The sequence below is a fragment of the Lentzea sp. NBRC 102530 genome (genome assembly GCF_030269365.1).
Classification (GTDB): Bacteria; Actinomycetota; Actinomycetes; order Mycobacteriales; family Pseudonocardiaceae; genus Lentzea.
This window is the reverse complement of the sequence record NZ_BSTF01000001.1, coordinates 494,587-517,093: the sequence shown is the minus strand read 5'-3', so window position 1 is coordinate 517,093 and position 22,507 is coordinate 494,587. Positions and strand designations below refer to the sequence as shown.

At 72.0% G+C, this 22,507-nt stretch carries 17 protein-coding genes; 3 read left to right on the top strand and 14 right to left on the bottom strand.

The window, feature by feature from the left end; genetic code table 11:
• Positions 1 to 5: 5 nt before the first annotated feature.
• The 5 genes from QSK25_RS02335 to eccD all read right to left on the bottom strand — a co-directional run bounded on the left by QSK25_RS02335 (position 6) and on the right by eccD (position 4,478).
• Complete coding sequence (locus QSK25_RS02335) at positions 6 to 749, bottom strand: hypothetical protein (RefSeq protein WP_285631799.1); 744 nt, start codon at positions 747 to 749, stop codon at positions 6 to 8.
• A 110-nt stretch (positions 750 to 859) separates the two neighbouring features.
• Positions 860 to 1,147: a WXG100 family type VII secretion target gene (locus QSK25_RS02330; RefSeq protein ID WP_285631796.1), complete on the bottom strand. Its 288-nt coding sequence runs from the start codon at positions 1,145 to 1,147 to the stop codon at positions 860 to 862.
• 38 nt (positions 1,148 to 1,185) lie between these two features.
• Positions 1,186 to 1,509, bottom strand: a complete 324-nt coding sequence (locus tag QSK25_RS02325) for a hypothetical protein (RefSeq protein WP_285631793.1) — start codon at positions 1,507 to 1,509, stop codon at positions 1,186 to 1,188.
• 150 nt (positions 1,510 to 1,659) lie between these two features.
• Positions 1,660 to 3,081 (bottom strand): type VII secretion protein EccB, encoded by a 1,422-nt coding sequence (gene eccB, locus QSK25_RS02320; protein WP_285631791.1) that lies wholly within the window; start codon positions 3,079 to 3,081, stop codon positions 1,660 to 1,662.
• Positions 3,081 to 4,478: a type VII secretion integral membrane protein EccD gene (eccD, locus tag QSK25_RS02315; RefSeq protein ID WP_285631788.1), complete on the bottom strand. Its 1,398-nt coding sequence runs from the start codon at positions 4,476 to 4,478 to the stop codon at positions 3,081 to 3,083. Before eccD ends, eccB begins: the two co-directional genes overlap by 1 nt.
• A 132-nt stretch (positions 4,479 to 4,610) precedes the next feature.
• Here eccD and eccCa point away from each other — a divergent pair, with 132 nt between their 5' ends.
• Positions 4,611 to 8,585 carry a type VII secretion protein EccCa gene (gene eccCa / locus QSK25_RS02310; protein WP_285631785.1) on the top strand — a complete coding sequence of 1,325 codons (3,975 nt, stop codon included), beginning with the start codon at positions 4,611 to 4,613 and terminating at the stop codon, positions 8,583 to 8,585.
• Between the two features lie 40 nt (positions 8,586 to 8,625).
• Here eccCa and mycP read toward each other — a convergent pair whose 3' ends face one another.
• The 3 genes from mycP to QSK25_RS02295 are packed head-to-tail and all read right to left on the bottom strand — an operon-like array spanning position 8,626 to position 14,921.
• Positions 8,626 to 9,801, bottom strand: a complete 1,176-nt coding sequence (mycP, locus tag QSK25_RS02305) for a type VII secretion-associated serine protease mycosin (protein ID WP_285631782.1) — start codon at positions 9,799 to 9,801, stop codon at positions 8,626 to 8,628.
• Entirely contained in the window at positions 9,798 to 12,479 is a 2,682-nt protein-coding gene (locus QSK25_RS02300; protein WP_285631779.1) for a hypothetical protein, read from the bottom strand. The genes mycP and QSK25_RS02300 overlap by 4 nt, the downstream gene beginning before the upstream one ends.
• A 45-nt stretch (positions 12,480 to 12,524) precedes the next feature.
• A complete protein-coding gene (locus tag QSK25_RS02295; RefSeq protein ID WP_285631776.1) occupies positions 12,525 to 14,921 on the bottom strand; it encodes a right-handed parallel beta-helix repeat-containing protein in 2,397 nt (798 codons plus the stop codon).
• 199 nt (positions 14,922 to 15,120) lie between these two features.
• Here QSK25_RS02295 and QSK25_RS02290 point away from each other — a divergent pair, with 199 nt between their 5' ends.
• Together QSK25_RS02290 and QSK25_RS02285 are read left to right on the top strand one after the other, a co-directional pair.
• Positions 15,121 to 17,820, top strand: a complete 2,700-nt coding sequence (locus QSK25_RS02290; RefSeq protein ID WP_285631773.1) for an ATP-binding protein — start codon at positions 15,121 to 15,123, stop codon at positions 17,818 to 17,820.
• A complete protein-coding gene (locus QSK25_RS02285; RefSeq protein ID WP_285631770.1) occupies positions 17,813 to 18,181 on the top strand; it encodes a cold shock domain-containing protein in 369 nt (122 codons plus the stop codon). Before QSK25_RS02290 ends, QSK25_RS02285 begins: the two co-directional genes overlap by 8 nt.
• Here QSK25_RS02285 and QSK25_RS02280 read toward each other — a convergent pair whose 3' ends face one another.
• From QSK25_RS02280 to QSK25_RS02255, 6 genes are all read right to left on the bottom strand, one after another.
• Positions 18,182 to 18,691 (bottom strand): type VII secretion system-associated protein, encoded by a 510-nt coding sequence (locus QSK25_RS02280; protein WP_285631767.1) that lies wholly within the window; start codon positions 18,689 to 18,691, stop codon positions 18,182 to 18,184.
• The gene (locus tag QSK25_RS02275) at positions 18,688 to 19,401 is read right to left on the bottom strand and encodes a hypothetical protein (RefSeq protein ID WP_285631764.1); all 714 of its coding nucleotides are present in this window, start codon (positions 19,399 to 19,401) and stop codon (positions 18,688 to 18,690) included. The genes QSK25_RS02280 and QSK25_RS02275 overlap by 4 nt, the downstream gene beginning before the upstream one ends.
• A gap of 98 nt (positions 19,402 to 19,499) precedes the next feature.
• The gene (locus QSK25_RS02270; RefSeq protein ID WP_285631762.1) at positions 19,500 to 19,976 is read right to left on the bottom strand and encodes a hypothetical protein; all 477 of its coding nucleotides are present in this window, start codon (positions 19,974 to 19,976) and stop codon (positions 19,500 to 19,502) included.
• A gap of 46 nt (positions 19,977 to 20,022) precedes the next feature.
• A complete protein-coding gene (locus QSK25_RS02265) occupies positions 20,023 to 20,742 on the bottom strand; it encodes a response regulator transcription factor (protein WP_285631759.1) in 720 nt (239 codons plus the stop codon).
• Positions 20,742 to 20,978: a hypothetical protein gene (locus QSK25_RS02260; protein ID WP_285631756.1), complete on the bottom strand. Its 237-nt coding sequence runs from the start codon at positions 20,976 to 20,978 to the stop codon at positions 20,742 to 20,744. Before QSK25_RS02260 ends, QSK25_RS02265 begins: the two co-directional genes overlap by 1 nt.
• 102 nt (positions 20,979 to 21,080) lie before the next feature.
• A complete protein-coding gene (locus QSK25_RS02255) occupies positions 21,081 to 22,451 on the bottom strand; it encodes an FNR domain-containing protein (protein WP_285631753.1) in 1,371 nt (456 codons plus the stop codon).
• Between the last annotated feature and the right edge of the window lie 56 nt (positions 22,452 to 22,507).

The window sequence follows — 22,507 nt, the reverse complement described above, 5'->3', positions numbered from 1 at the left end:
GGTGACTACTGGGCGATGTAGCCGTCGGAGTTGCCCTTGGGCTCCTCCTCGGACTCGGAGTCCGAGTCCGAGGAGGCCGACTCGATCTCGGCGTCGGCCGAGTCCTTGAGCGAGTCGAGGTCCTCGGTGGTCGAGTCGTACGACTGCGTGCCGTCGCCACCGGGCAGGACGTCGTCGTAACCGTCACCGTCGGAGTTGTTCTCGTCCTCGGCCTCGGCGCTCGACTCCGAAGCCTCCGGCACGGCGTCCGCGTCCGCGTCGTCGCTGGGCAGGACGTCGTCGTAACCGTCGCCGTCCGAGTTGTTCTCGTCAGCGTCCTCATCGGACTCGACCGGCTCGGTGCCCGTCTCGGTGCCGGAGGAACCCGTCCTCGGGCCGGGCGTGAAGTTGTGCTGGTCCTGCTCGGTGTTCTGGTCGAAGCGCGCGGTGTCGCTCCGGATCTCGGACGCCATGTCGCCGATGCTCGCCTTGATCTTGGCGGCGTTGTCGTCGTCGGCCTTCTCGAAGTCGTTGGCGATCTTCGTGAGCGTGGAGCGCATGTCGTCGAGGGCGATCTTGAGGTGCTCGGCGTTCGCGACGACGCCGTTGCGGCGGTCGTCGACGACGCGCTCGACCCGCTGCGCCAGCTCGAAACCGCCGGCGTTGGGCCAGTTCGCCTTCAGGGCCTCGAACGCGGCCATGTCGTCCATGATCGAACCGAGCTTCTTGGCCGACTCCCTGATCGCGTCGGGGTCGAAATTGGTGGCCATCGTTCAGGCTCCTGCCAGGGGAAGGGGGTCGTGTCGGCAAGTGGGGTGACGGTGTGCGCGGCCTTCCACCGGGGAGAGAGGAACTGGAAGGACGCGCACACCGTCGCGGGTCACCCGATCGCGGCGGCGCCGCGGCTGTCGCGCGCCTGCATGTCCGTCGCGGACGTGTGCAGGGCGGTCTTGAGGTTGTCCAGGTTGGTGCGGCTGTCCACCAGGTAGCCGTTGAGCTGCTGGGCCTTGGCGTCGTACGCGTTCGCCGTGGAGCCCTCCCAGTCCTGCATGATCCGCTTGACGTCGCTGTACAGCTCGTCGGACTGGTTCTGGATCTCCGACGCCTTGTTCTTCATCAGCGCGATGCATTCGTCGATGACGCCGTAGTCGTAAGTGATCGATTCCACTTTGTTCCCTTTTCGAGGTAGTTGTCGAGACGGCTGGGTCAGGCGCCGAGGAAATTGCCGACGGCGACCGGGACGTTGGTGATCGCGGAACGAGCGGTGTCGTCCTGCTCCTGCTGGGCGCCGACCTCGGTGCGCATGGTCTGACCCATCTCGCGCAGCTTGGCCAGAACGGCGGTGCGCACGGACTCGATCCACTGGTCGGCCGTCGAGCTCAGGGCGCGGGTGGCCGCACTGGGGCTCGCCGCGAGGGTGGCCTCGACCTGGGCCTTCAGCTGGTCCAGCTGCTGGCTCACGTTGTCCGCGGTCGCGTCGTGGCGGTTCGCCTGCGCCTTGACCTGCTCCGGGCTGACCTTGGTCGTCATGGTGATTCCTCCTGGAATTCATCCGGATTGAAGGGCCACATTCATCTGCGGCTCGCTCACAAGAAAAAGATTAGGGCGGAGCGGGCTGCGGGAACGGCCTGGCGAGCATTTTCGCGAGCAGTGGGGGGACAACCCTTACGAGCAATCCGCTCACGGAGTGCCGGTTTGTGCCGCACGGGCCGCCTCGGGGCTCAGCACCGGTCCGGACGGCAGCAGCCCGACCAGTGCCGCGGGCACCGCGACGGTCGCGTTCTCGCTGTACCCGAGCGCGGAGACGGCTTCCTTCGAAGGCAGCGGGAACCTCGTGCCGACCTCGGTCACGAGGTAGAGCGTCCCGGCCGTCGCACCCGCCGACGGCGCGGTCCTGACGAGGGCGCCCGCGCCGGCGGGGATCGACACCCGGTCGGCGGCGCTGCCCGCCTTGTGCGGAGCAGTGGGCACCGACGAGGAACGCACCGCGTTCGCCGGCAGGAACTCCACCGCAGAGGTCGGGTTCCCGTCCGCGGACGGCGAGAAGGTCATGCAGGGCACCGAGTCCGCCGACGGCGAGACGACCTCGGGAGGCTGGGGCGGAAGTCCCGCGCCGAGGTCGGCGCCGGACTGCACCGGCACCCCGGCGAGCGCTCCCGCACCCGCCTCGACCGGTGCGACCACCGCGTCCGGGTAGGCGGCACGGGTACCGGGCGCGGACAGCACGAGTGCCGCGACCGTCCGGTTGATCGGCACGACGCCGCCGGACCGGACCAGGTAGAGCTGATCGGTCCCGATCGCGCGGTTGCGCACCTCGTACACCTGCCCCACCCGGCTGGGCTTCCCGTCGATCACGGGTCCCTGGTCACCGGCTCCAGCGGTGTCCGGCACGCGGAGGTCCGGCCCCGGCGCGACCGCGTTCAGCCAGGCGGCCGACACCTTCACGGCCGGTTTCCCGCCGTACCCCAGGGCCTCCAGGGCGGCCGCGTCGGCGATGCGCAGCCGTTTCCCGCTCCACAGCAGGTGATGGGCGCCGTCCGGGGCCGCGGCGAGCACCGCCTGCCGCTCCGCCACACCACGACCTGCCGGGCCGTCGAGCAACAAGGTCACCTGGGGCGCGGTGTGGTCCGGTGTCTCGGTGTCGACGCAGACAGTCCACGGGCCTTTGGACAACTGGCCGCCCGAGGGCAACGCGTCGGGTGCGCCGGGGATGCCGATGGGCTGGCCCACGGGCGTTCCGGCGAGCGATCCCGGTGAGACGCCGACGACCTTGCCGTCCCCGTGTCCCGAGGCCAGCCGCGCCGAGGAGTAGTTCAGCACCGGGCGCAACTGGCCGTCGAGGTAGACGTACCGGGCGCCGGTCGTCTCGTCCATCACGATCGCGCCCGCCGTGCGCCAGGAGTTGTCCTTGCCCGGCGAGAAGAGCCCGTAGACGCCGAAGATGCCCATGAGCAGCAGCGCGATCAGGATGCCGAAGACGGTGCCCGTGCTCAGCCGCCTGCTCGGGGCCTGCAACGCGTCCGGCTCACCGTGCGTCACGGCGGCCGCGAGCCGGCCCACGACGAAGAAGTAGGCCTGTACCTGGTCTTTGCGAGATTTCATCAGCCCGCCAACGCGCGCATCAGGGCGTAGACGTGCAACACCTGCAACAAAACGGGCAACACGGCCATGGCGGTCAGCGACTCCAGGATCTCCACCGCGCGTCCCCAGTAGGGCCGCAGCCGGGTCCCCGGCAGCCGTTCCGCGCCGAAGAGGAACAGCAGCGCGGCCACCGTCACCAGGGGCACCACGACCAGCAGCCGTCCCGCCGCGGGGTTCACGGCACTCACGTACAGCACCACCGCCGCGATCACGACCGCGACCGGCGCCAGGATCGAGCACCGCGCGACCAGCCCGGCCGGGTGCCGGGAACGCAGGAGCAGCAGCAGGGCGATCACCAGCGCCAGCACGATCGACCACGTGTCCCCGCCGACCACGAGCAACGGCAGCAGCACGCACTGCGCGGCGCCGAGGCCGACGTACAACGAGGTGACGTAGGAGAACGTGACCGCGCCCCGCTCGTTCACCAGGTCGTGCGACACCGGTTCGATGTCCTCGCCCAGCTCGTTCGCGCCGGTCGGCAGCATCGGCAGCGTCAGGCCCGAGAGCCGGAACGCCAGGTGCGGCACGAAGATCGCCACCACCACCGAGGCGGAGACCGCGATCGCGGCCGACTCCGACGTGGTGAGGGGGCTCAGCGCTCCCACCAGTCCGGCGACGCCGAGGACGGCGGAGAACACGATCCCGCCGGTGAACAGCAGCACTGCGTCCGCGATCGCCACCACGCCGGTGACGAGCGCGAGCAACGCTCCCGCCGCCGCACCGGACAGCAGGACCATGGCGTTGGCGCCGGGATCCAGGACCTGGGCGACGGAGAACCCCGCCGCGGCGGCACAGCACACTCCGGCCACGGCCAGCACCGTCGCGGGCTCGCTCCTGCCTGCTCCCCTGGCCACCAGCGTGGCGGACAGCAGGAGCACCAGCGCCACCACGGACGCGACCACCGCCTGCATCCCGCTCATGGGGCCCTGGAGCAACGCCAGCAGGCCGATGCCGAGGCTCACGGCGGCACCGGCCCGGAACATCCAGCGGGCACGCTCAGGCGTGATGCGCCCCGCGTGCTCGCGCACGACCTCGCCGACACCGTCGACCAGGTCGTCGTAGTCGACGGCGGCCAGCTGTCCGGCGCGCGGGCGCAGGTGCAGGCTCTCGCCGTCGAACACGTTCAACTCGGTGAGCGTCCGGTCCTCGTCCAGCGGCTTCTCACCGATCCGCTGCACCACCCAGCCCTCGTGTTCCGCGCCCTCCTCCACCACGTCCGCGCCGAACAACGGCAGGATCGCGGGCAGCAGATCAGCGAGCGGGACTTCGGCAGGCAGTGCCACGTCCCGTGATCCACCGTCCAAAACGAACCGTAGCCGTGCGGAACTCGTTGTGCGAAGCTGTGTTTGCTCTTCCATCCGGTGCCAGGTCCTTCCTCCAGGTCTAGACCCGTGACCAGGCCAGAAGCTAGGCGAGTCTTCGCGCGCGAACACCGCCGCGAGCCGTCAGAGGCTGAAAAAGAGGAACTTCACCCACCGAGGGAGAGCCCGTTGAGCACAACGCTGTTCGCTCGCCGCGCACGGCGTCCGAAACCGCCTGCCCCGAGTTCGGACATCGAGTTGCAACCGCCGCCGAGCGTGCCGGAGGACACCGGCGGCACCATCAGCTCGGTGCTGATGTACGCGCCGATGGGCATCGGTTCGCTCGCCATGGTGATGATGTTCGTGCGGCCCGGTTCCGGCGTCTTCGCCTACATCGGCGGCGGCCTGATGGTGCTGTCCGCCGTCGGCATGCTCGTGACGCAGATGGTGCGCAGTTCCGTGACGCACAAGCAGAAGCTGAACGGGCACCGACGCGACTACGTCCGGTACCTGGCGCAGTTGCGCGGCCGCGTGCGCAAAGCCCTTTCCGCGCAACAACAAGCCGCGCGGTGGACACACCCGGACCCGCACGCCCTGTGGTCGACCGCCCTCGGCTACCGGCTCTGGGAACGCCGTCCGGCGCACGAGGACTTCGGCGAGGTCCGCCTCGGCCTGGGCACCCAGCGCTCGTCCACGAAGCTCGTCCCGCCCGACAGCAAGCCCGTGGACGACCTGGAACCGCTGACCGCGCACGCGTTGCGCCGGTTCCTGCGCGCCTACAGCACGTTGCCGGACGCACCGATCGCCGTGTACCTGCGCGGGTTCGGCCAGATCCAGTTCGCGGGCGAGGACGACGCCGTGCTCGGGCTCGTGCGTGCCCTGCTCGCGCAACTGGCGACCGCGCACGCTCCCGGTGACGTGGTGATCGCCACCTGCGTGTCCGAGGAACGGGCGGAGCGCTGGGAGTGGCTGAAGTGGTTGCCGCACCACCAGGACCCGGAGAGCCGCGACGCGGCGGGCGCCCGCCGGCTCACCGCGCACGACCTGACGCAGGCGGAACTCCTGCTCGGCGGCCCCGCCTTCACCGGCAGGCCGAAGTTCGAGGCCGACACGCCCATCACCGCCTCGGAACCGTTCGTGGTGCTGCTGATCGACGGTGTGAACGTCCCGTCCGACCACCGCGTCGCCGACGAGGGCTACCGCAACGCCGTCGTGCTCGACGTCTCGGGAGCGCTCCCACGCCAGCAACGGCCGGGGGCGCTGATCCTCGACGTCACCGCCGAGAAGGTGCGCACCGTCTCGTTCGACCGCATCGGCAAGGAGCAGACCGCCGACCTGTGCACCCCGGACGACCTGAGCGAGATCTCGGCGGCGGCACTGGCGAGGACGATGGCGCGGTTCCGCGTCGGCGAGGCGGCGGAGGACGGCGAGCCGCTGGCCGTCGACTACGACCTGTCCACGATGCTCGGCATCGGTGACGTCGCGACGTTCGAGCCGGTGAAGTACCGGCGGGAGCGGATGACGTCGAAACGGCGGCTGCGCGTGCCGATCGGCATCGCCGGTGCCGGTGCCCCGCTGGAGCTCGACATCAAGGAGTCCGCCGAGGACGGCATGGGCCCGCACGGCCTCTGCGTCGGCGCGACCGGTTCCGGCAAGAGCGAGCTGCTGCGCACGCTCGTGCTCGCACTCGCGACCACGCACTCGTCGGAAGACCTGAACTTCGTCCTCGTCGACTTCAAGGGCGGCGCGGCCTTCCTCGGCTTCGACCAGCTCCCCCACACCTCCGCGGTGATCACGAACCTCGCGGACGAGCTGGAGCTCGTCGACCGCATGCAGGACGCGCTGACCGGTGAGATGAACCGGCGGCAGGAACACCTGCGTGCCGCAGGGAACTACGCGTCGAGGCGCGACTACGAGGCGGCGCGCGCCCAGGGCGTGCAGCTGGAGCCGATGCCCGCGCTGTTCATCGTGGTCGACGAGTTCAGCGAGATGTTGTCGAGCAAGCCCGAGTTCATCGACGTGTTCGCGATGATCGGCCGGCTGGGCCGCAGCCTCGGCGTGCACCTGCTGCTGGCCTCGCAACGACTCGACGAGGGGCGCATCCACAAGGTGGAGACGCACCTGTCGTACCGGATCGGCCTGCGCACGTTCTCGGCCATGGAGAGCCGCAGCGTGATCGGCGTGCCCGACGCCTACGAGCTGCCGAACAGCCCCGGCAACGGGTACCTGCGGCCGGACACGCAGACGTTGTTGCGGTTCAAGGGCGCCTACTCCTCCGCCCCCTACCGGCCCAAGCGGCGCAAGGGGGTCAGCACCGCCTCGGTCGTCGCCCAGGTCGTGCCGTTCGGCACGGACTACCTCGAACCGCAGAAGGCCCCGGAACCCGAGCCCGAACCGGAGAGCACCAGCGCCGAGGAGAACACGCTGACCATGCTCGACGTGCTCATCGAACGGCTGCGCGGCGTCGGCCCGCGGGCGCACCAGGTGTGGCTCCCGCCGCTCAAGACACCGGCCACGCTGGACCAGCTGCTCCCGCCGCTGGTCGACCACCCCGAGCTCGGGCCGCGCCCCGTCGGCGACCTGCACACCGCGGACCTGACCGTCCCGGTGGGACTCGTCGACCTGCCCGCGCAGCAACGGCGTGAGCTGCTGCTCGCGGACGTCTCCGGCAGCCGGGGCAACGTCGCGGTGGTCGGCGGCCCGCAGAGCGGCAAGAGCACGCTGCTGCGCACGTTCATCGCCGGGCTCGCCCTGACGCACACCGCGGCCGAGGTCCAGTTCTACTGCCTGGACTTCGGTGGTTCACTCACGGCGCTGGCGGGCCTTCCGCACGTCGGCAGCGTCGCGAACCGCCTAGACCGTGACCGCGTCACCCGGACCGTGCTGGAGGTGACGAGCCTGATGGCGAAGCGCGAGGCGATCTTCGCTGAGCACAACATCGACTCGATGGCGAGCTACCGCCGTGCCCGCAAGCAGGGCCGTCACCTCGACGCCGACCCGTACGGCGACGTGTTCCTGGTCGTCGACGGCTGGTACACGATCCGGCAGGACTTCGAGGAGGTCGAGGAGCGGTTCACCGAACTGGCCGCGCGCGGCCTGAGCTTCGGCATCCACCTGGTCATCGCGTCCAACCGGTGGTCGGAGATGCGGCCGTGGCTGCGGGACGTGATGGGCACGCGGTTCGAGCTGAAGCTCGGTGACGCCGTCGAGTCGGAGGTCAACAGCCGGTTCGCCGCGACCGTGCCGTCGATCCCCGGCCGCGGGATCACGCCCGACCGCCTGCACTTCCTGGCCGCACTGCCGCGCATCGACGGGGACACCGGCACCGAGGACCTCGCCGAGGCCACCGTCGAACTGGCGGAGGCGCTGGCGGTTCCCGGCGCCCCGGTGGCGCCGAAGGTCCGGCTGCTCCCCCACACGCTGTCGGTCCGGGAACTGCCGGCGCCCCAGGCACCGTCGCCGTCGGCGGAGATGCGGATGGCGCTGGGGCTGGAGGACGTGAACCTCGGGCCCGAGTGGCACGACTTCGACGCCAGCCCACATCTGCTGATCTACGGGGACGCGGAGAGCGGCAAGACGAACCTGTTGAAGCACATCGCCCGCTCCATCGTCGCGCACCACACCACCGACGAGGCTCGGATCATGTTCGGCGACTTCCGGCGCGAACTCGGCAGTTCGATCCCGGCCGAGCACCAGCTGGAGTACGCGGTCGGCGCCGAGGCGTTGACGAAGTCGATCGCCGGGGCGGCGTCCGTGCTGGAGAAGCGGATCCCCGGGCCGGAGATCAGCCCGAGCCGGTTGCCGCTGCGCGACTGGTGGGGCGGCGGCAGGCTGTACATCATCATCGACGACTTCGAGCTGGCGGAGACGTCGGGCAGCGCGGGACCGCTGCAACCGCTGCTGCCGATCCTCGCGCAGGCGTCGGACGTGGGTGTCCACGTGATCATCGCGCGCAGCACGGCCGGTGCCAGCCGGTCGATGTCCAACCCGGCGATCCGGAGGATGTGGGAGCTCGGAACGCCCGCGCTGCTGTTGTCCTGCCCCAAGACCGAGGGGGCGTTCCTGGGCAACCTCAAGCCGCGGACGTTGCCACCGGGACGTGCCCAGTTCATCAACCGCCGGCGGACCGTTCGGCTGGTGCAGACCCCGCTGGTCGAGGACTGAGTCGCCGGGCGGTCCACTTCGGATGTCCGAAGTGGACCGCTCAGCGCTCCGGCGGTGCCCAGTTGCGGGCACGGCCCGAACGGACCAGGCGGGACACGGCGGCGAGGCCGGCGGCGAACACGACGACGAGCACCGCGGCGGTGAGGGCGAACAGCGGGCCGGCCTCGTCGCCGCGATCCGGTGCCGGCGCGGGAGCCGGCGGCGGCGTGACCACCGGGGCGTTCTCCTCGGGCAGCATCGCCGTCACGGCGGCAACCGGGTCCACCGTGCCCCAGCCCATTCCCGGGTCCGGTAGCTCGGTGGTGGCCGGGCGCACCGCCGTGGCTTCGAGGCGGTGCTTCACCTGCGCCGCCGTGAGTTCCGGCCGGTAGGCACGGACCAGCGCCGCGACACCCGTCACGAACGGGGCCGAGTAGCTCGTTCCGCTGCCGCGCCAGTGCCCGGCGCCGCCGGGACCGGTGCTCGCGACGTCCACGCCCGGTGCGACGAGGGACAGGAACGCGCCGGTCTGCGAGAAGTCCGCACGGCCGCCGTTCGCGTCGATCGCGCCGACGGCGATCACGCCGGGGTACGCGGCCGGGTAGGTGACCGGATCACCCTGCTGGGCGCTGTTCGCGGCCGAAGCGACCACGACGACGTCCTGCTGCACCGCGTGCTGGACCGCCTGGGCCAGCTTGTCGTCCGGAGTGGACACACTGGCCGAGATGTTGACGACCTTCGCCCCGCCGTCCACCGCCGCGCGCAGCCCGTCGGCGATGGTCGCCGCGGTCAGCGCGGGCTTGCCGTCCGGCCCGATCGTGGCGCAGCGCACCGGCAGCACCGTCACGTCCGGTGCGACCCCCGCGAAGCCCGTGTCCCCCGGTGCCGCCGCGATGATCCCGGCGACGAACGTGCCGTGCCCGTTGCAGTCGGTGTCCGCGGGCTTGCCCTTGCCCGCCACGTCCGTGCCGGGCCGCACCCGCCCGGCGAGTTGCGGCGTCTTCGCGTCGACACCGGTGTCAACCACGCCGACCACCACCCCGGCGCCCTTCGTGACGGGCCAGACCTGCTGGGGCACCAGCTGTTTCTGCGCCCACGGCACCGGCCCCTGGATGGTCTGGGGCGGCGGCAGGCACCCCTTCAGGTCGGCCGGCAACGGCGTGGCCTCGTCGGCGAACGCGGGCGGCGCCGCTACCAGGGTGAACAGCAGGGCGCACCCGCAGACCGCGCGCTTCACGAGGCGAGGGTGGCGGTGGCACCCGCCGCGCTGTCGTGCCACCGGACCATCGAGTTCGTCAGCCGGATGACCGCGTCCTCGTCCTCCACCAGCCGCAACGCCGCCGAGTGTCGGCGCACCAGCACCTGGTCGAGCTTCGCCAGCACCGCCAGGTCCCGTTCGTCGAGCTCCCCGTTCTCCGGCACGGCCTCGCCAGGCCCCAGTTCCCGGAACAGCGCGGCCACCCTGGGCACACCGTCCTCATCGGACGGTTCGGGGGTGCGGACCGCGAGCGCCTTGAACCGCGCCCCGGCGTAGAAGATCGCGTGGTTCACGGCGGCCCCGTCCGCGAGCTCGGCGGTGCGCCGCGCCGTCGACGGCCAGATCAGCACGTCGAGATCGGCGTCGGGCACCGCGATGTCGAGTTCGGTGCTGCCGGTGAGGAACCCCGGCTCGGTCAGCACCGTGCCCGGCTCGCTCGTGTGCTCCAGCGACTGCCCGACCTTGCCCTGGCGCAACACGGCCCTCCTGTGGGTGGGAAGCCTGCGGATGCCCGACGCCAGGCACTCCACCAGACCGTCGAGCGTGGTGCCGTGCCCGTCGCGGACGGTCTGGTTCAGCTCGGCCGCCGTGGTGCCGCGCGCCAGGTACAGGCACACGGCCACGTAATCGGCCTTCACACCCGGCCCTTCGCCCTGCCGCATGGCGGGCCACGTGGCGAGCGCCGCGTTGACCGTGGCGAGGGCCTCGCCGAACGCCTCGCCCGCGGCGGCGGTGAACCTGGCCTGTTCGGCGGCGGTGCTGGGGCGGTCGGGGACCACCAGGGGCCGTTTCGGTGGGCCGGGCGCCGGGGCCGGGACCGGCGGTGGGATAGGGGCGGGAGGTGAGATCGGGGCGGGCGATGGGATCGGGGCGGGCGGCGGCGATGGTGTGGGAGCCGTGCCACCGGGTGCCGGTGAGGGGGCGGGGCTCGGCGGGCTGTGCCTGGACGGGCTCGAGGTGAGCGGTGGCGCGGGAGGAACCGGCTTGGCAGCGGGGCCGGGTGCCGGCTCGGAGCCCGGCGCCGGGGCGGGCTCGGGTGCGGAGGTGGGGGCCGGCGGTGCGTCGAGTGCTGGGGGTGGGGTGGGTGCCGGTGCGCGGGTCGGGCCGGACGCAGTCGGTACGGAGGAAGACGTCGTGAGGAACGCCGGACGGGCGACAGCGGGCATCGGCGGTGCCGCGGCCGGAGGCTCTTCGGAGAGCGCCGGCCCAGCTGGCTCCTCGGACACCGGAGCAGGAGGTGTGATCGGCGCCGGACGGCCGAGCCGGTCGGCCGGACCGTCCTCGACCACCGCCGGGAACACCTCGGTCGGGCGTTCGTCCCGCACCGGAGCGAACCGTTCCGTTGGCTGCTCAACGGGAACGGGCGGCGGCACGGCAACCGACGGCACGCGAACCGGCGGCGGCACGGCAACCGACGGCACGCGAACCGGCGGCGGCACGGCAACCGACGGCACGCGAACCGGCGGCGGCACGGCAACCGACGGCACGCGAACCGGCGGCGGCACGGGAACCGACGGCACGGGAACCGGTGGTGGCGCGTGGCCCGCGAGCAACGCCGCGGACCGTTCGCCGAGCACCCCGCCCACCCGCACCCGAGCCAGGCCACGCCGTCGTTCGTCCACACCGGACAGCAACTGTTCGGCCGCCACCATCAGGTCGTGGCTCACCTCCTCGCCGGGCACGCCGAGCCACAACGTCCACCGGACCGGGTCCCACGCCTGCGGGGACGGGACCGGCCGGGTGGCGGCGTGGCGCAGCACCAGTCCGGACGGCACGACGTCGGCGACGACAGAGCCGCGGGCGTAGGTCGCGGGGCCGGTGCGCTGCCAGCCCGGCGGGGGTGGTGCCACGTCGGCGGTGCGGTGGCCCGCGGCGTTCTGGCGCAGGACGGTGGCGAACCCGCAGGGGTTCTCGGGTGAGATCAGGAAGTCGCGGCCCAGGTGGTGGGCGAACTCGGCGAGCCAGGCCGGTGTGGCGGTCACCGGTGCCTGCGGCACGATCGTCAGGGGACCCGGCACGATCCGGCCGACGAGGGCGGCCGCTTCGGCCGGCCAGAGCGCGGAATCGGTGAGGACGACCTTCGGGCGCTGCAGGTGCACGCCGACCGCGAAACCGGAATCGGCCGGGGAGGCGGCGGGCGCCCCGTCACGGCGCAGCACCAAACCGGCGGGCACGGGTTCGGCGACGACGTCGCCGATGCGGACCGGCGTGGTCGGCAGGGAGGACTCCCACTCGGGTGCCGGATACCGGACGCCGGCGAACGACACCGGACGGCCAGGCTGGAAGCAGCACCAGCCCGCACTGCCGGTGCCGTGGCCGGAGTAGAGCACGGACTGCCCGGACACACCGCCTTCCGGCACGATCACGGCTGCCCCTAACAGGTCCGCGAGGCCCTGGGCAACGGCCTGGTCGCGACCCAGCCCGTCGAGGCAGATCCGCACCACGCGCGCGCCCCGCACCGGCAGCAGGCGCGGCAGTGAAGCGCGCAGCGCGGGTTCCCGGGCGGCCGCGTCCGTCACGCGGACCAGGACCTCCCCCGGCGCCGGCGCGGGAAGCCCCGGCACAGCGGGGTCCTCGCCGCGCAGGTGGACCAGGACGTGCGGCCCGGACTGCCGGGTGACCAGGTCACCAGGCCGTCCCGCGCCTGTTGCGTTCATCGTTGTCTCCCGCTGTCCGGCACGGGCGCAGCCCGCGCCGGAGGGTCAGCTGATGGTCTCCAGGTCGGCGGCGGTCAGCAGGCTCAACTCGGCCGCTGTCGCCTCGGCGGACTCGGCCAGGCGCGAGGCCTGGCGGTCGACCATGCGCTCGAAGACCCGCCTGGCCGTGCGGCCGTTGCCGAAGGTCCCGTCCTTGGGGATCTCCTCGAAGTACTGCAGCAGCACGTCGGCGGCGGCGCCGTCGAGCCGGTAGTCGTGCCTCGAGCACTGCGAGCGGACGATCGTGACGAGCTCGTCGGCGGTGTAGTTGGCGAACTCGATGGTGCGGCTGAAGCGGGACTCCATACCGGGGTTGGACTCCAGGAAGCGCGACATGTCGGCGGAGTAGCCCGCGGCGATGACGACGACGTCCTCGCGGTGGTCCTCCATCAGCTTGACCAGCGTGTCGATCGCCTCGCGGCCGAAGTCGGGTCCGTTGCCGCCCTTGCTGTTGCTGAGCGTGTAGGCCTCGTCGATGAACAGCACGCCGCCCAGCGCGGTGTTGAACGCCTCCGTGGTCTTGATCGCCGTGCCGCCGATGATCTGCGCGACGAGGTCCGCGCGGGCCACCTCGACGAGATGTCCCTTGCGCAGCACGCCCAGCTGCGCCAGCACCTGGCCGTAGAGGCGGGCGACGGTCGTCTTGCCCGTGCCCGGCGCTCCGGCGAAGACGAGGTGGCGGGCCATCGGCGGCACCGACAGCCCGGCGTCCTCGCGGCGCTTCGCCATCTTGTTCAGGTTGATCAGCGAGGTCACCTCGCGCTTGACGCCCGCGAGCCCGACCAGTTCCTGCAGGTCCGCGAGAGGATCTCCGGCGGAGGAACGCGGCGCGGCGGCGACGGGAGCGGACGGTCCGGGATCGGCGGTCGCGGCGGTGCCGAACGCGTCGGGGGTGAGGTTGCCGCCGGAGATCAGGTCCAGGACCTCGATCCCGGTGCCCGGCCGGATCTGCCGGACGCCGCTGCCGTGGTTGTCCCGCACGGTGCAGCCGGAGATGCGCACGGCCTCGTCGGTGTCGATGCGGATGCCGTCGGAGCTGCCGGAGGAGAACTCCGACTCGGTCACCGTGCCGGAAGACCCCGCGGTGAAAAGACATCCGGCACCGGCGCTGTTCTGCACGCGGCACCGCACCAGGGACAGGTCGGCGCCCTCACCGGCGTGCACGCCCTCGGCACCGGCACCGACGATCGCGCTGTCGGCCAGCGAGAGCGCCGCTCCGACGACCTTGACCCCGGCGTCGGCGGTACCGCGCACGCTCACACCGCTCGCGGTCAGGCGGGCCCCGTCCGCCACCACCAGACCGGCGTAGCCGCTGCCGTCGATCTCGAGGTTCTCGACGGTGCCGCGGGCTGCTCCGTGGAACTCGACGGCCGCCCCGTCGCTGCCGACGACCCGCAACCGCCGGAAGAACGGCTCCGCGCTCTCCGCCACGCTCACCCCTGCCGACCCGCAGCCCGAGACGGTCAGCTGGTCGAACTCGGGACTGCTCCGGTCGACCACCACCAGCCCGGCGCCGTCCACTTCGGACACCTCGCACCCGCTGACGGTTCCGGTCGAGCGCGCGGTGAAGTGCATGCCGCCTCCCCGCGCCCCCTGCACCCGGCACCCGCGCAACGAGGGAGCGGCCTGCTCGTCGACGAAGAAGCCGTCGGCGCCGGACCCCTCGACCACGCACTCCTCGAGCGCGATCGGACCGGTGCCCGCCAGGTAGAACCCGACGCTGTCCGACCCGGAGACGGTCAGCCGCGTCGCCGTCAACCCCGCTTCCTGCTCCACCGCCACGGCGGGCTTGCCGGTCACCGAGATCGTGGTGTCCTCGGCGGCCAACCGGCCGCGCCCGTTGAGGCAGATCCCGTTGCCCACGGCGTTGCGGACGCTGCAGAACCGCAGCCGCACCGCGCCTTCGTCGGCGACGACGACACCCGACGTGCCCAGGTCCTCGATCCGGCACGACTCCAGCACGCTGCCCTGCGGCGAGGTCACCACGACGCCCGCCCCTGCTCCGTTGCTCACCGCGCAGTCGCGCATCAGCAGGGTTCCCTCCCCCGCCGCGAACACCGTCGTCCAGCCGTCGGAGGCGAGCACGCACTCGTTCAGGCCGAGCTGGCCGCGCGCGACGACCACCGCCGGGCTCTCCACGTCCGAGCACGTCACGGTCACGCCGTTGAGCGACGCGGACTCGGCGTTCAACGCCACCACAGGACCGGACGACGCGACGAGGTGGACCGTGCCCGGCCCTTCCTCCGCGGTGATGGTCACCGGTTTCGACAGCACGATGTTCTCGGTGTAGCGCCCCGGGCCGACGAGGATGAGCGCTCCCGGCGGCGCACCGGCCACCGCGTCGCCGACACGGGCATGTCCGTGTCCCGGCGTCTGGGTGACCCTGATGACGTTCTGGCTCACTTCCGGCTCCTCAGCAGTCCGCGGGCCAAGACCGCGCACGACCAGGCCCGCGTCCAGGTGATCAAGCCAGACTCCACAAAACCTCTACGCCACTGCGGGAACGCCGGGACAAAAGCACTTAGGGCACAGTGGCCGACTCAAAACGCCCTGCCCCGGGCGAGTCCCTCGACAGGGCCGCAGCCTTGCCGATGATCGGGATGTGGACGAGATCCTCGACACCATCCGTGCCGCGCGCACGCCCCTGGTGTCCGTCACCGGGCCGGCGGGCGTCGGCCGCACCCAGCTGCTCGCCCGGCTGAGCGCCCTGCTGACCGCCGACGGCCGCCACGTCACCGCCATGCGGTTCACCAGCGACGGCAACGCGATGCCCGCGCGGTTCACCCTCCCCGACGCGACATCACCCCACGACTCGACGGTCGGCCTGCGCGGGCCTGTGCGCTCCGAGTCGCTCTGGGCCTCGCTCGGCCCGGTCGTCGGCGCCGCCGGCAAACCCGACGTCGCGCGGAGCGCGGCCACCTCGGCGGCGGCCGCGTTGAGGAGATCCGGACCGAGACCGGTGCTGCTGATCGACGACGTGCAGTGGATCGACCCCGATTCGCTCGCCGTGCTGGAGGCGTTGGTCCACCAGCTCGCGGACAGCCCGCTGAACTGCGTGATCACCACCCGCACCCCCGCCCCGGGCATGGCGGGCGGTGCCGCTGCCGCCCGGCTGCGGCGGGCCGGACTGGTGGAGTCCGTCCGGCTGCGGCCACTGCGCCCCGACGAGGTCCGCCGCACGACGGCACTCGCGCTGCAGGCCGTGCCGGACGACGCGCTCGCGGCCCACGTGCGCAGGCTCAGCCGCGGGATTCCCGCCGCGGTGGGCGAGACGCTCGACCAGCTCAGCGCCGACCGGGCGATCCGCGTGGTCGACCAGCGGGCGTACCTGGTGGCCGCGCCGAGCCCCAGCGGCGCGCTCCCCTGCGGGCCGCTGCTGCGCGCCGTCCGCGAACTCGGCCCCGACGCGTGGGCCGTGGCGAAGGCGGTCGCCACGCTCGCCCCGTTCGGCACCGCCGTGCCCGCACTCGCCGGTGCCGCGCTGAACCTCCCGCTGCCCCAGGTCGAACGGCTGATCGACGTCCTGCGCGCCGAGGGCGTCCTGCACCGCGGTCTGAACGGTGCGTCGTGGCGGTTCCAGATCCCCCTGGTCGCCGAGGCGCTCGTCGCCGCGCGAGGCCCGTTCGAACGGCGGCACCTCGCCGCCCAAGCCGTGACGTCGGTCTGGAACGGCACCGCCACGTGCACGGACGAGGACCACTTCACGAACCTCGTGGCCGACGCGGGCAGGCTCGTCGACGCGCGGCGGGCTCTCGGTGAGCTGCTGAGCAGGTCGGAGACGGCCCGCGCCGACCTCGCGCAACGCTGGCTGAGCGCCGCGACCGAACTGTCGGACGACCGCGCCCAGCGCTCGGCGGTGCTGCTGCGGCACACCTCCGCCTGCCACGTCCACGGCGACCACGAACGCAGCCTGCGGGGCGCACAGCTGCTGCTCACCGAGTACCGCGACCAGCTGACCGCCGACACCGTGCAGGACCTGCAGGCGATGGCCGTCTACGCGTTGAGCAGCCTGGGCGACGTCGAAGTGCTGCGGGGCCTGGCCGAACGCACCACGACGGAACCGTTCCCGCCGACGGCCGTCACCAGCGCGCTGGCGTTCGGCATGCTCGACCGCTGGCAGGAGGCGGGCGTGCTGGTGTCCGGCTCGTCCGGCGGCACGCTGAGCCAGTTGCTGCGCACCATGACCGAACTCTGGCAGGGCCGCCCGCAGGAGTTCGAGCAGAGCCTGGAGAGCAGGGCGGGCTGGCCGCCGCGCACCAGCTCGCACCACCGCCTCGACCACGTCACCGCACACGTCACCGCGTTGCTGGTCATGGGTGACCTCGACCGGGCCGACAAGCTGCTGATCGAGGAAGGCCTTGACTGGCACCGGATGCAGAGCAGCGACCAGGCGATGGCCGCGGCGTTGCGCGGGCAGTTCGACGTGGCGGCCGAGACCGCGCGGCGCGGGGTGGCGGACGGGTCCGCGTGCAGCTTCGACGTGGGCACCGCCGGGATGCACCACGCGACCGTCTCCGCGTTGGTGGCGCAGGGAAAAGTGCTGACGGCCAGGAAGCTGCTGGCCGCCGCGCGGACCACGACCCCGGTGCTGGCGCACCTGCTCGACCTGGCAGAGGGACTGGTCGACCGGGCGCTGGGTGACACCGAGGGAGCGATCTCACGCCTGCGCACCACCCTGCACGACGCCGCCGGCCGAGCTCTGCTGGTGGGCGCCGACCTGGGCTGGGCGGAGCTCGTCGACCTCGCCCTCGACACCGGTGCCGCCGGCACGGCCGAAGAAGGCCTGCGCGCCGTGGAAGAACTCGCGGCCACCATGCCCACGAGCCGGGTGCTCATGCACGCGGCGTTCGTCCGCGCCGTCGTCGGCAGGGACGCCGCAGCGGCCCAGGAGTGCCTGCGGCGCGTCCAGGACCGCGACCACCCCGGTGAGAGCGCTGTCATCCGCGCCAGGCTCGTCAAGCACGGCGCCGCACCGGCCACGTTGCTCGGCCCGGTCTACGCCGAACTGGGTGAGCTGGGCGCGTTCCTCTACCGGGCACGAGCCCGCAACCTGATGCGCGAACTCGGCGTAACCGTCCCCGGACGGCAGGAGGCCGTCGCCGAGAACGAGTACCTGCTGACCGTGCTGGCCGCCGAAGGACTCAGCAACAAGCAGATCGCGGCGACGCTCCGCACGAGCGACAAGAGCGTCGAAGGCCGGTTGAGCCGGTTGTTCGCCCGACACGGCCTGACGTCCAGGATCGAGCTCTCCCAGGCGATCCTGGACGAGGCGCTGACCGCCCGGGGAACCGGGCGTGGCTGAGGAGGCAGTGTTGCCGCTGACCGGGAGGGTCATCAGTTACGACGAGTTGCGGGGCTTCGGCTTCCTCGCACCCGATGACGGCGGCGAGGACGTCTTCGTCCACGTCAACGACCTCACCTTCGACAAACGGCTGGTGGCGAACGGGCTGCGCGTCGAGTTCGTCGCGGCGAAGGGGGAACGCGGGCCGAAAGCGACCCAGGTCAGCATCTGCGACTCGCGCGTGTCGACGGAGCCGGCGCTGACGACCGAGCTCACCGAACGGCTTCTCGTGGCGATCCCGACGCTGACCGCCCAGCAACTCCTCGAGGTGCGGCGCACGGTGGTGGCTCTGGCGAGGTCGGCAGGCTGGGTGCGGGACTGATCACTCCCCGGCGGCGTCGCGGATCGCGTCGGCGCTCAGCCGCAGCGACGCCGGGGAGCCCGAGTTGATCAGCACGTCGACCCCGCCTGCGGGCAACGCCTTCGCGAGCTCCTCGACCGTGACGTCCAGCCACGCGGGCGATTCCACGTGTGCGCGGTGCCCGTGCGCGGTCGCGACGAGCACCACCGCCCCGCCGTCCGGGCCGGGCCGGACCAGCGCCGTCGAGGTCTCGTCCACGGCGATGGACAGCAGCACATCTCGCAGTGCGGGCTTCAGCTCCTGCACCGCCTCGTCGTCGGAGAGCATCGCGCGCAGCACCGCGTCGACCGGGTCGAGCGGCCCGTCCGGCACGGAGGGCTGGTAGATCGGGTTGGGCTGGAACCGGCCGCGCACGCCGTCGGCGTCCACCGGCCAAGCGCCCAGCACGGACTCCCACGGCGGTTCCTGTTCGGGGTCCTGGGCCGGGTCGATGAGCAGCAGCAGCTGCGGTTCGGCATGCTCTTCGGTCATCGGGGTGCTCCTCGGTTCGTGACGAAGCCCGGCACGTGGCTGGCCGGGGGCCACTCGTCGGTCTGGCTCGGTGCGTCGGCGAAGCGCACCAGCGCGCGGCGGGTGAGGTCGTCGAGTTCGATGTGCGCCGGTGGCCGTCCGACCTCGGCGGCGGCCAGTTCGCGCAGGAGCAGCAGACCGCGCTCCCGCAGCCCCAGCACGCGGAAGCTCGTGCCCGGCGCGAAGACGACCCGGTCCCCGATCCGGCGACCGGACATCGACCAGACGGCGAGTCCGGACATCGGGTGGCTGTCGGCGCCGAGGCTCAGGAAGCCCCGTTCGGTCAGTTCGGTGCCGGGGGCGCAGAAGTCCCACTCCGAGGCCGACGGCGTGCACCGCGCCACCGCCGGTCCCCGGTGCGGGGCGAGCCTCGCCAGCGCGGCCGCGGCGCACCGGGCGAACGCGACGTGCGGACCGGACGCGCCCCTGCGCAGGTCCGTGTCGAGGCCGGGGGCTCGTCCGTCCAGGTAGAGCCGCAGGGCCAGGGCGTCCAGGTCGGCGTCGTCCTCGGGGCTGGAGTTGTGGATGCGGCGGAACTCCGCGCGTTCCGCGTCGATCCCGCCGGCCGGCGGACGGCCGCAGGCGGCAGGAGCCGGAGTGAGTTGCAGTGTGAACGCCGGCCCGGCAGGTGGGGGTGGCGGCACCCGGACGTCGTGCGAGGGTGGCGCCATCGGAACGTCGCGCGGGAGTGGCGCCGGAACGTCACGCGGGTCCAACAGGCTGCTGAGCAAGGGAAATCCGCCGCTCCACGACTCGTCCGGTGCGCCCATCACCGGCCGCCCGCGGTCAGGCCGGTGCAGCGGGCGCAGTCGCAGCTCGCCGGCTCCTCGCCGGGCTCTTCCCGGGGCCGGGCGCCGAACACCGGCGGGTACCTGGTCAGCAGCAGCAAGCCCACCACGACGCACAGCACGTCGGTGACCATCCCGGCGATCTCCGGCGGCGTCCACACCTGGTTGTACTGCCTGCCGACGCCCTGCACCGTCGCGAGGACGTAGGAGGCGAAGGTCGCCACACCGAAGTCGATCGCGAACCACACCGGCAGCCGGTGCCGCCAGGAGAGCACGGCGGCGGCGATCGCGAGTCCGGACATCGCGTTGAGCGCGAAGAGCGGCCCGACCGGGCTCGAGCCGACCACCACCCAGAGGATGCCGTGCAGCGCCGCCGACACCAGCGACGCCAGCGCCAGGACGCCGCGCAGCAGCCATTCGACCCGGCGGTTCGCCACCGGCCGGCTGGTGTGGATCACGATGTGTTCCCTCCTCCGCGACGGCCGCGTCCACAGTGTCCTGAACTCACGGTGCCCCTCCAGGCGATGGCGTCCGATGCGCGGGACTTCCCTCACGAGCCGGTGCGTTGAGCCGGAACCCCACTCCGCGCACGGTCTCCAGCAGCTCGGGACGGCCGAGTCGCTTGCGCAGCACCGAGACGTGGACGTCGAGCGCCCGGTGCTCCGCCGGGCCCCGCCGGCCGTGCCACAACCGCGCCAGGAGCCGGTCGCGCGGGCAGATCACGCCCCGTGCCCGCGCCACCATGACGAGCACCTGGAACTGCAGGCGCGGCAACGGGATCAGGTCGCCGCCCACGCGGACCTCGTTGAGGACCAGGTCGATCCGGACGTCACCGATGACGATGACCGGGTCGAACGCCGATGCCGCCGGTCTGGCGGGTCTCAGCCGGACCGCCTGCAACCGGCTGATGAGGTCGTCCACGTCGTAGGGCTTCAGGACGTGGTCGTCGGCTCCGTGCTGGAAGGCGGCGATCCAGTCGCTGACCGCCCCGCACGCCGAGGCCACCACGATCGGCACGATGCTCGCGTTCCGGATGCGGCGGCACAGGTCCGCGCCCGCCACGTCCCGCACGCCCGACCCGAGCAGGACCACGTCGTGCCGGGCGAGCAGGTCGAGGACGCCGTAGCGGGACGGCGACCAGGTGACGGTGAAACCGCGGCCGGTCAACGCCGGGACGACCTGCTCGGTGGAGGTCCTGTCGTGGTCCACGAGGAGAACGCGCATCAGTCACGCTCCGGTCGCCGGACGCGGGCCTCGACGGTCGTCGGGCCGGTGCCCTTCACGAACCGCGGGGTGGCGGGTGGACGTGCCGTGTGCCGCTCCACCTCCGCGTAGGCGTTCAGTGCCTTCTTGATGTCCGTGAGACCGGCCTCGACGCCTTCCGGCCACTGCACGCCCGACGTGACGAGGAAGAACTTCTGCGGGCCCGGCGGGAGGTGTGTGGTTTCGCCGCTCGCCATCTGTGCATCCTGCACGGAGGTTGCAGCCGATCCGGTCGGAGATCGACGCCGGAGGACTTCCTTCCGGGCCGGTTGCCCTCCGGTCCGTCGCCCCGGTCACGATCACGAGTCGAACAGGGCGCCGTTCGCGACGATTCCGCGGCTCTCCATCGCGTTGATGACGTTCACGGTCGCCCGCTGGTTCGCGGTGATGTAGACGGCATCGGCGCGAAAGCGGGTGGCGAGGTGGTACGTCAGGGTGGCGAGATCGGGCTTGGCGTCGTGCAGGGTGTCGACGATGTGCGCGTCGGGCACGAGGGAGAGCACCTCCTTGATGACCTCGGCGCCGAAGGTGTGGAACGGATCGCGGGCCACCCACAGCAACGCCATCGGCCCCTTCCGCTCCTTGGCCCGGCCGATCATCGACGTGAGCACCGGGCCGATGCCGCTGCCGGTGGCGACGTACAGGACGCGTTCGAACAGGCCGTCCACCCGGCCGGGGCCGCTCGTGGGCGCCTTCCTGATCCACACCCGTTCCGGCGGGTCGTCGATGAACGCACCAGTCCAGTCCCCCGCTCTGGACAGGAAGACCCGGTAGCCGCGATCAGTCCCGAGTGGAGCGTCGACGGCGGCGAACTTGTGCCACTCCCGCAACGGACTCAGGCTCATCGCGGTGGTCGAGCTGTTGAACGGTGCCCAGCCGCCGTCGTGGTCGAACCCGACGACCGCGACGTGGGCCGACGGACGCGTGACGGTGATGCTGACCCGGCGCAGGTTCCGCCACGGGACCAGTGAACACAGGCTGGCCACCAGCAGCGCCCACACCTGCGGGTCGCCGGTCAGCTCGACCCAGTTCACCGAACCGTCCGGCGTCGTGGCGCCCAGCAGCACAGTCTGCAGCCAGAACAACCCGAGCAGCAGCCAGCCCGCGAACCGGTGCGTGCGTTCGAAGAGGTTGTGGAACTTGCGGCGCATGAACGGATGTGCGCAGACGCAGATGGTCACGAGCAACGCGGCGATCGCGTAGGTGAAGAGGTACAACGGAGAACCGAGCAACGCCGTGTCACCCGCGGCGGCCTGGACGAGCTGGACCAGCAGCACGAGGTACCAGACCAGTGCCGCCATCGCGGCGCCCACGTGCACACCCCCGAGGTGGTGCACTTTGGACAGTGTGCGGCGGACGGGCGTCGGCCACGACCTCGGCGTGCACCGCACCAGCGAGAAGGCGAGGTTCAGCACCCGCCGCTGCCGGATCAGGATCGCGACCGTCAGGTTGACCAGCACGGCGTTCCGCGCGAACTCCACGTCGCTGCCGGGCACGAGCGCCAGGTTGACGACGAAGACCACGGCCATGAGCCGGTAGTAGTGGACGAACAACGACTGCTTCGCGAACCGCTGCCAGGCCGGCACCGCGGGCAGCGGCGGCGGTTCCGGTTCCCGCAGGCGGTGCCGGCCCCCGGAGGGGCGGGCGGGCCTGTCCAAGGTCGAAGTCATCGTCCCGTCCCGTCCGTTGAGCTCCACGCAGTCAGAGGTATATCCCGCCGCGGACG

What these genes read in the sequence shown, in the direction of transcription:
- QSK25_RS02265 (WP_285631759.1), bottom strand. Translation starts at nt 20,742, where the DNA reads ATGCGCGTTCTCCTCGTGGACCACGACAGGACCTCCACCGAGCAGGTC.
- eccB (WP_285631791.1), bottom strand. Translation starts at nt 3,081, where the DNA reads ATGAAATCTCGCAAAGACCAGGTACAGGCCTACTTCTTCGTCGTGGGC.
- QSK25_RS02275 (WP_285631764.1), bottom strand. Translation starts at nt 19,401, where the DNA reads ATGGCGCCACCCTCGCACGACGTCCGGGTGCCGCCACCCCCACCTGCC.
- QSK25_RS02260 (WP_285631756.1), bottom strand. Translation starts at nt 20,978, where the DNA reads ATGGCGAGCGGCGAAACCACACACCTCCCGCCGGGCCCGCAGAAGTTC.
- QSK25_RS02325 (WP_285631793.1), bottom strand. Translation starts at nt 1,509, where the DNA reads ATGACGACCAAGGTCAGCCCGGAGCAGGTCAAGGCGCAGGCGAACCGC.
- eccD (WP_285631788.1), bottom strand. Translation starts at nt 4,478, where the DNA reads ATGGAAGAGCAAACACAGCTTCGCACAACGAGTTCCGCACGGCTACGG.
- QSK25_RS02280 (WP_285631767.1), bottom strand. Translation starts at nt 18,691, where the DNA reads ATGACCGAAGAGCATGCCGAACCGCAGCTGCTGCTGCTCATCGACCCG.
- QSK25_RS02300 (WP_285631779.1), bottom strand. Translation starts at nt 12,479, where the DNA reads ATGAACGCAACAGGCGCGGGACGGCCTGGTGACCTGGTCACCCGGCAG.
- QSK25_RS02335 (WP_285631799.1), bottom strand. Translation starts at nt 749, where the DNA reads ATGGCCACCAATTTCGACCCCGACGCGATCAGGGAGTCGGCCAAGAAG.
- QSK25_RS02255 (WP_285631753.1), bottom strand. Translation starts at nt 22,451, where the DNA reads ATGACTTCGACCTTGGACAGGCCCGCCCGCCCCTCCGGGGGCCGGCAC.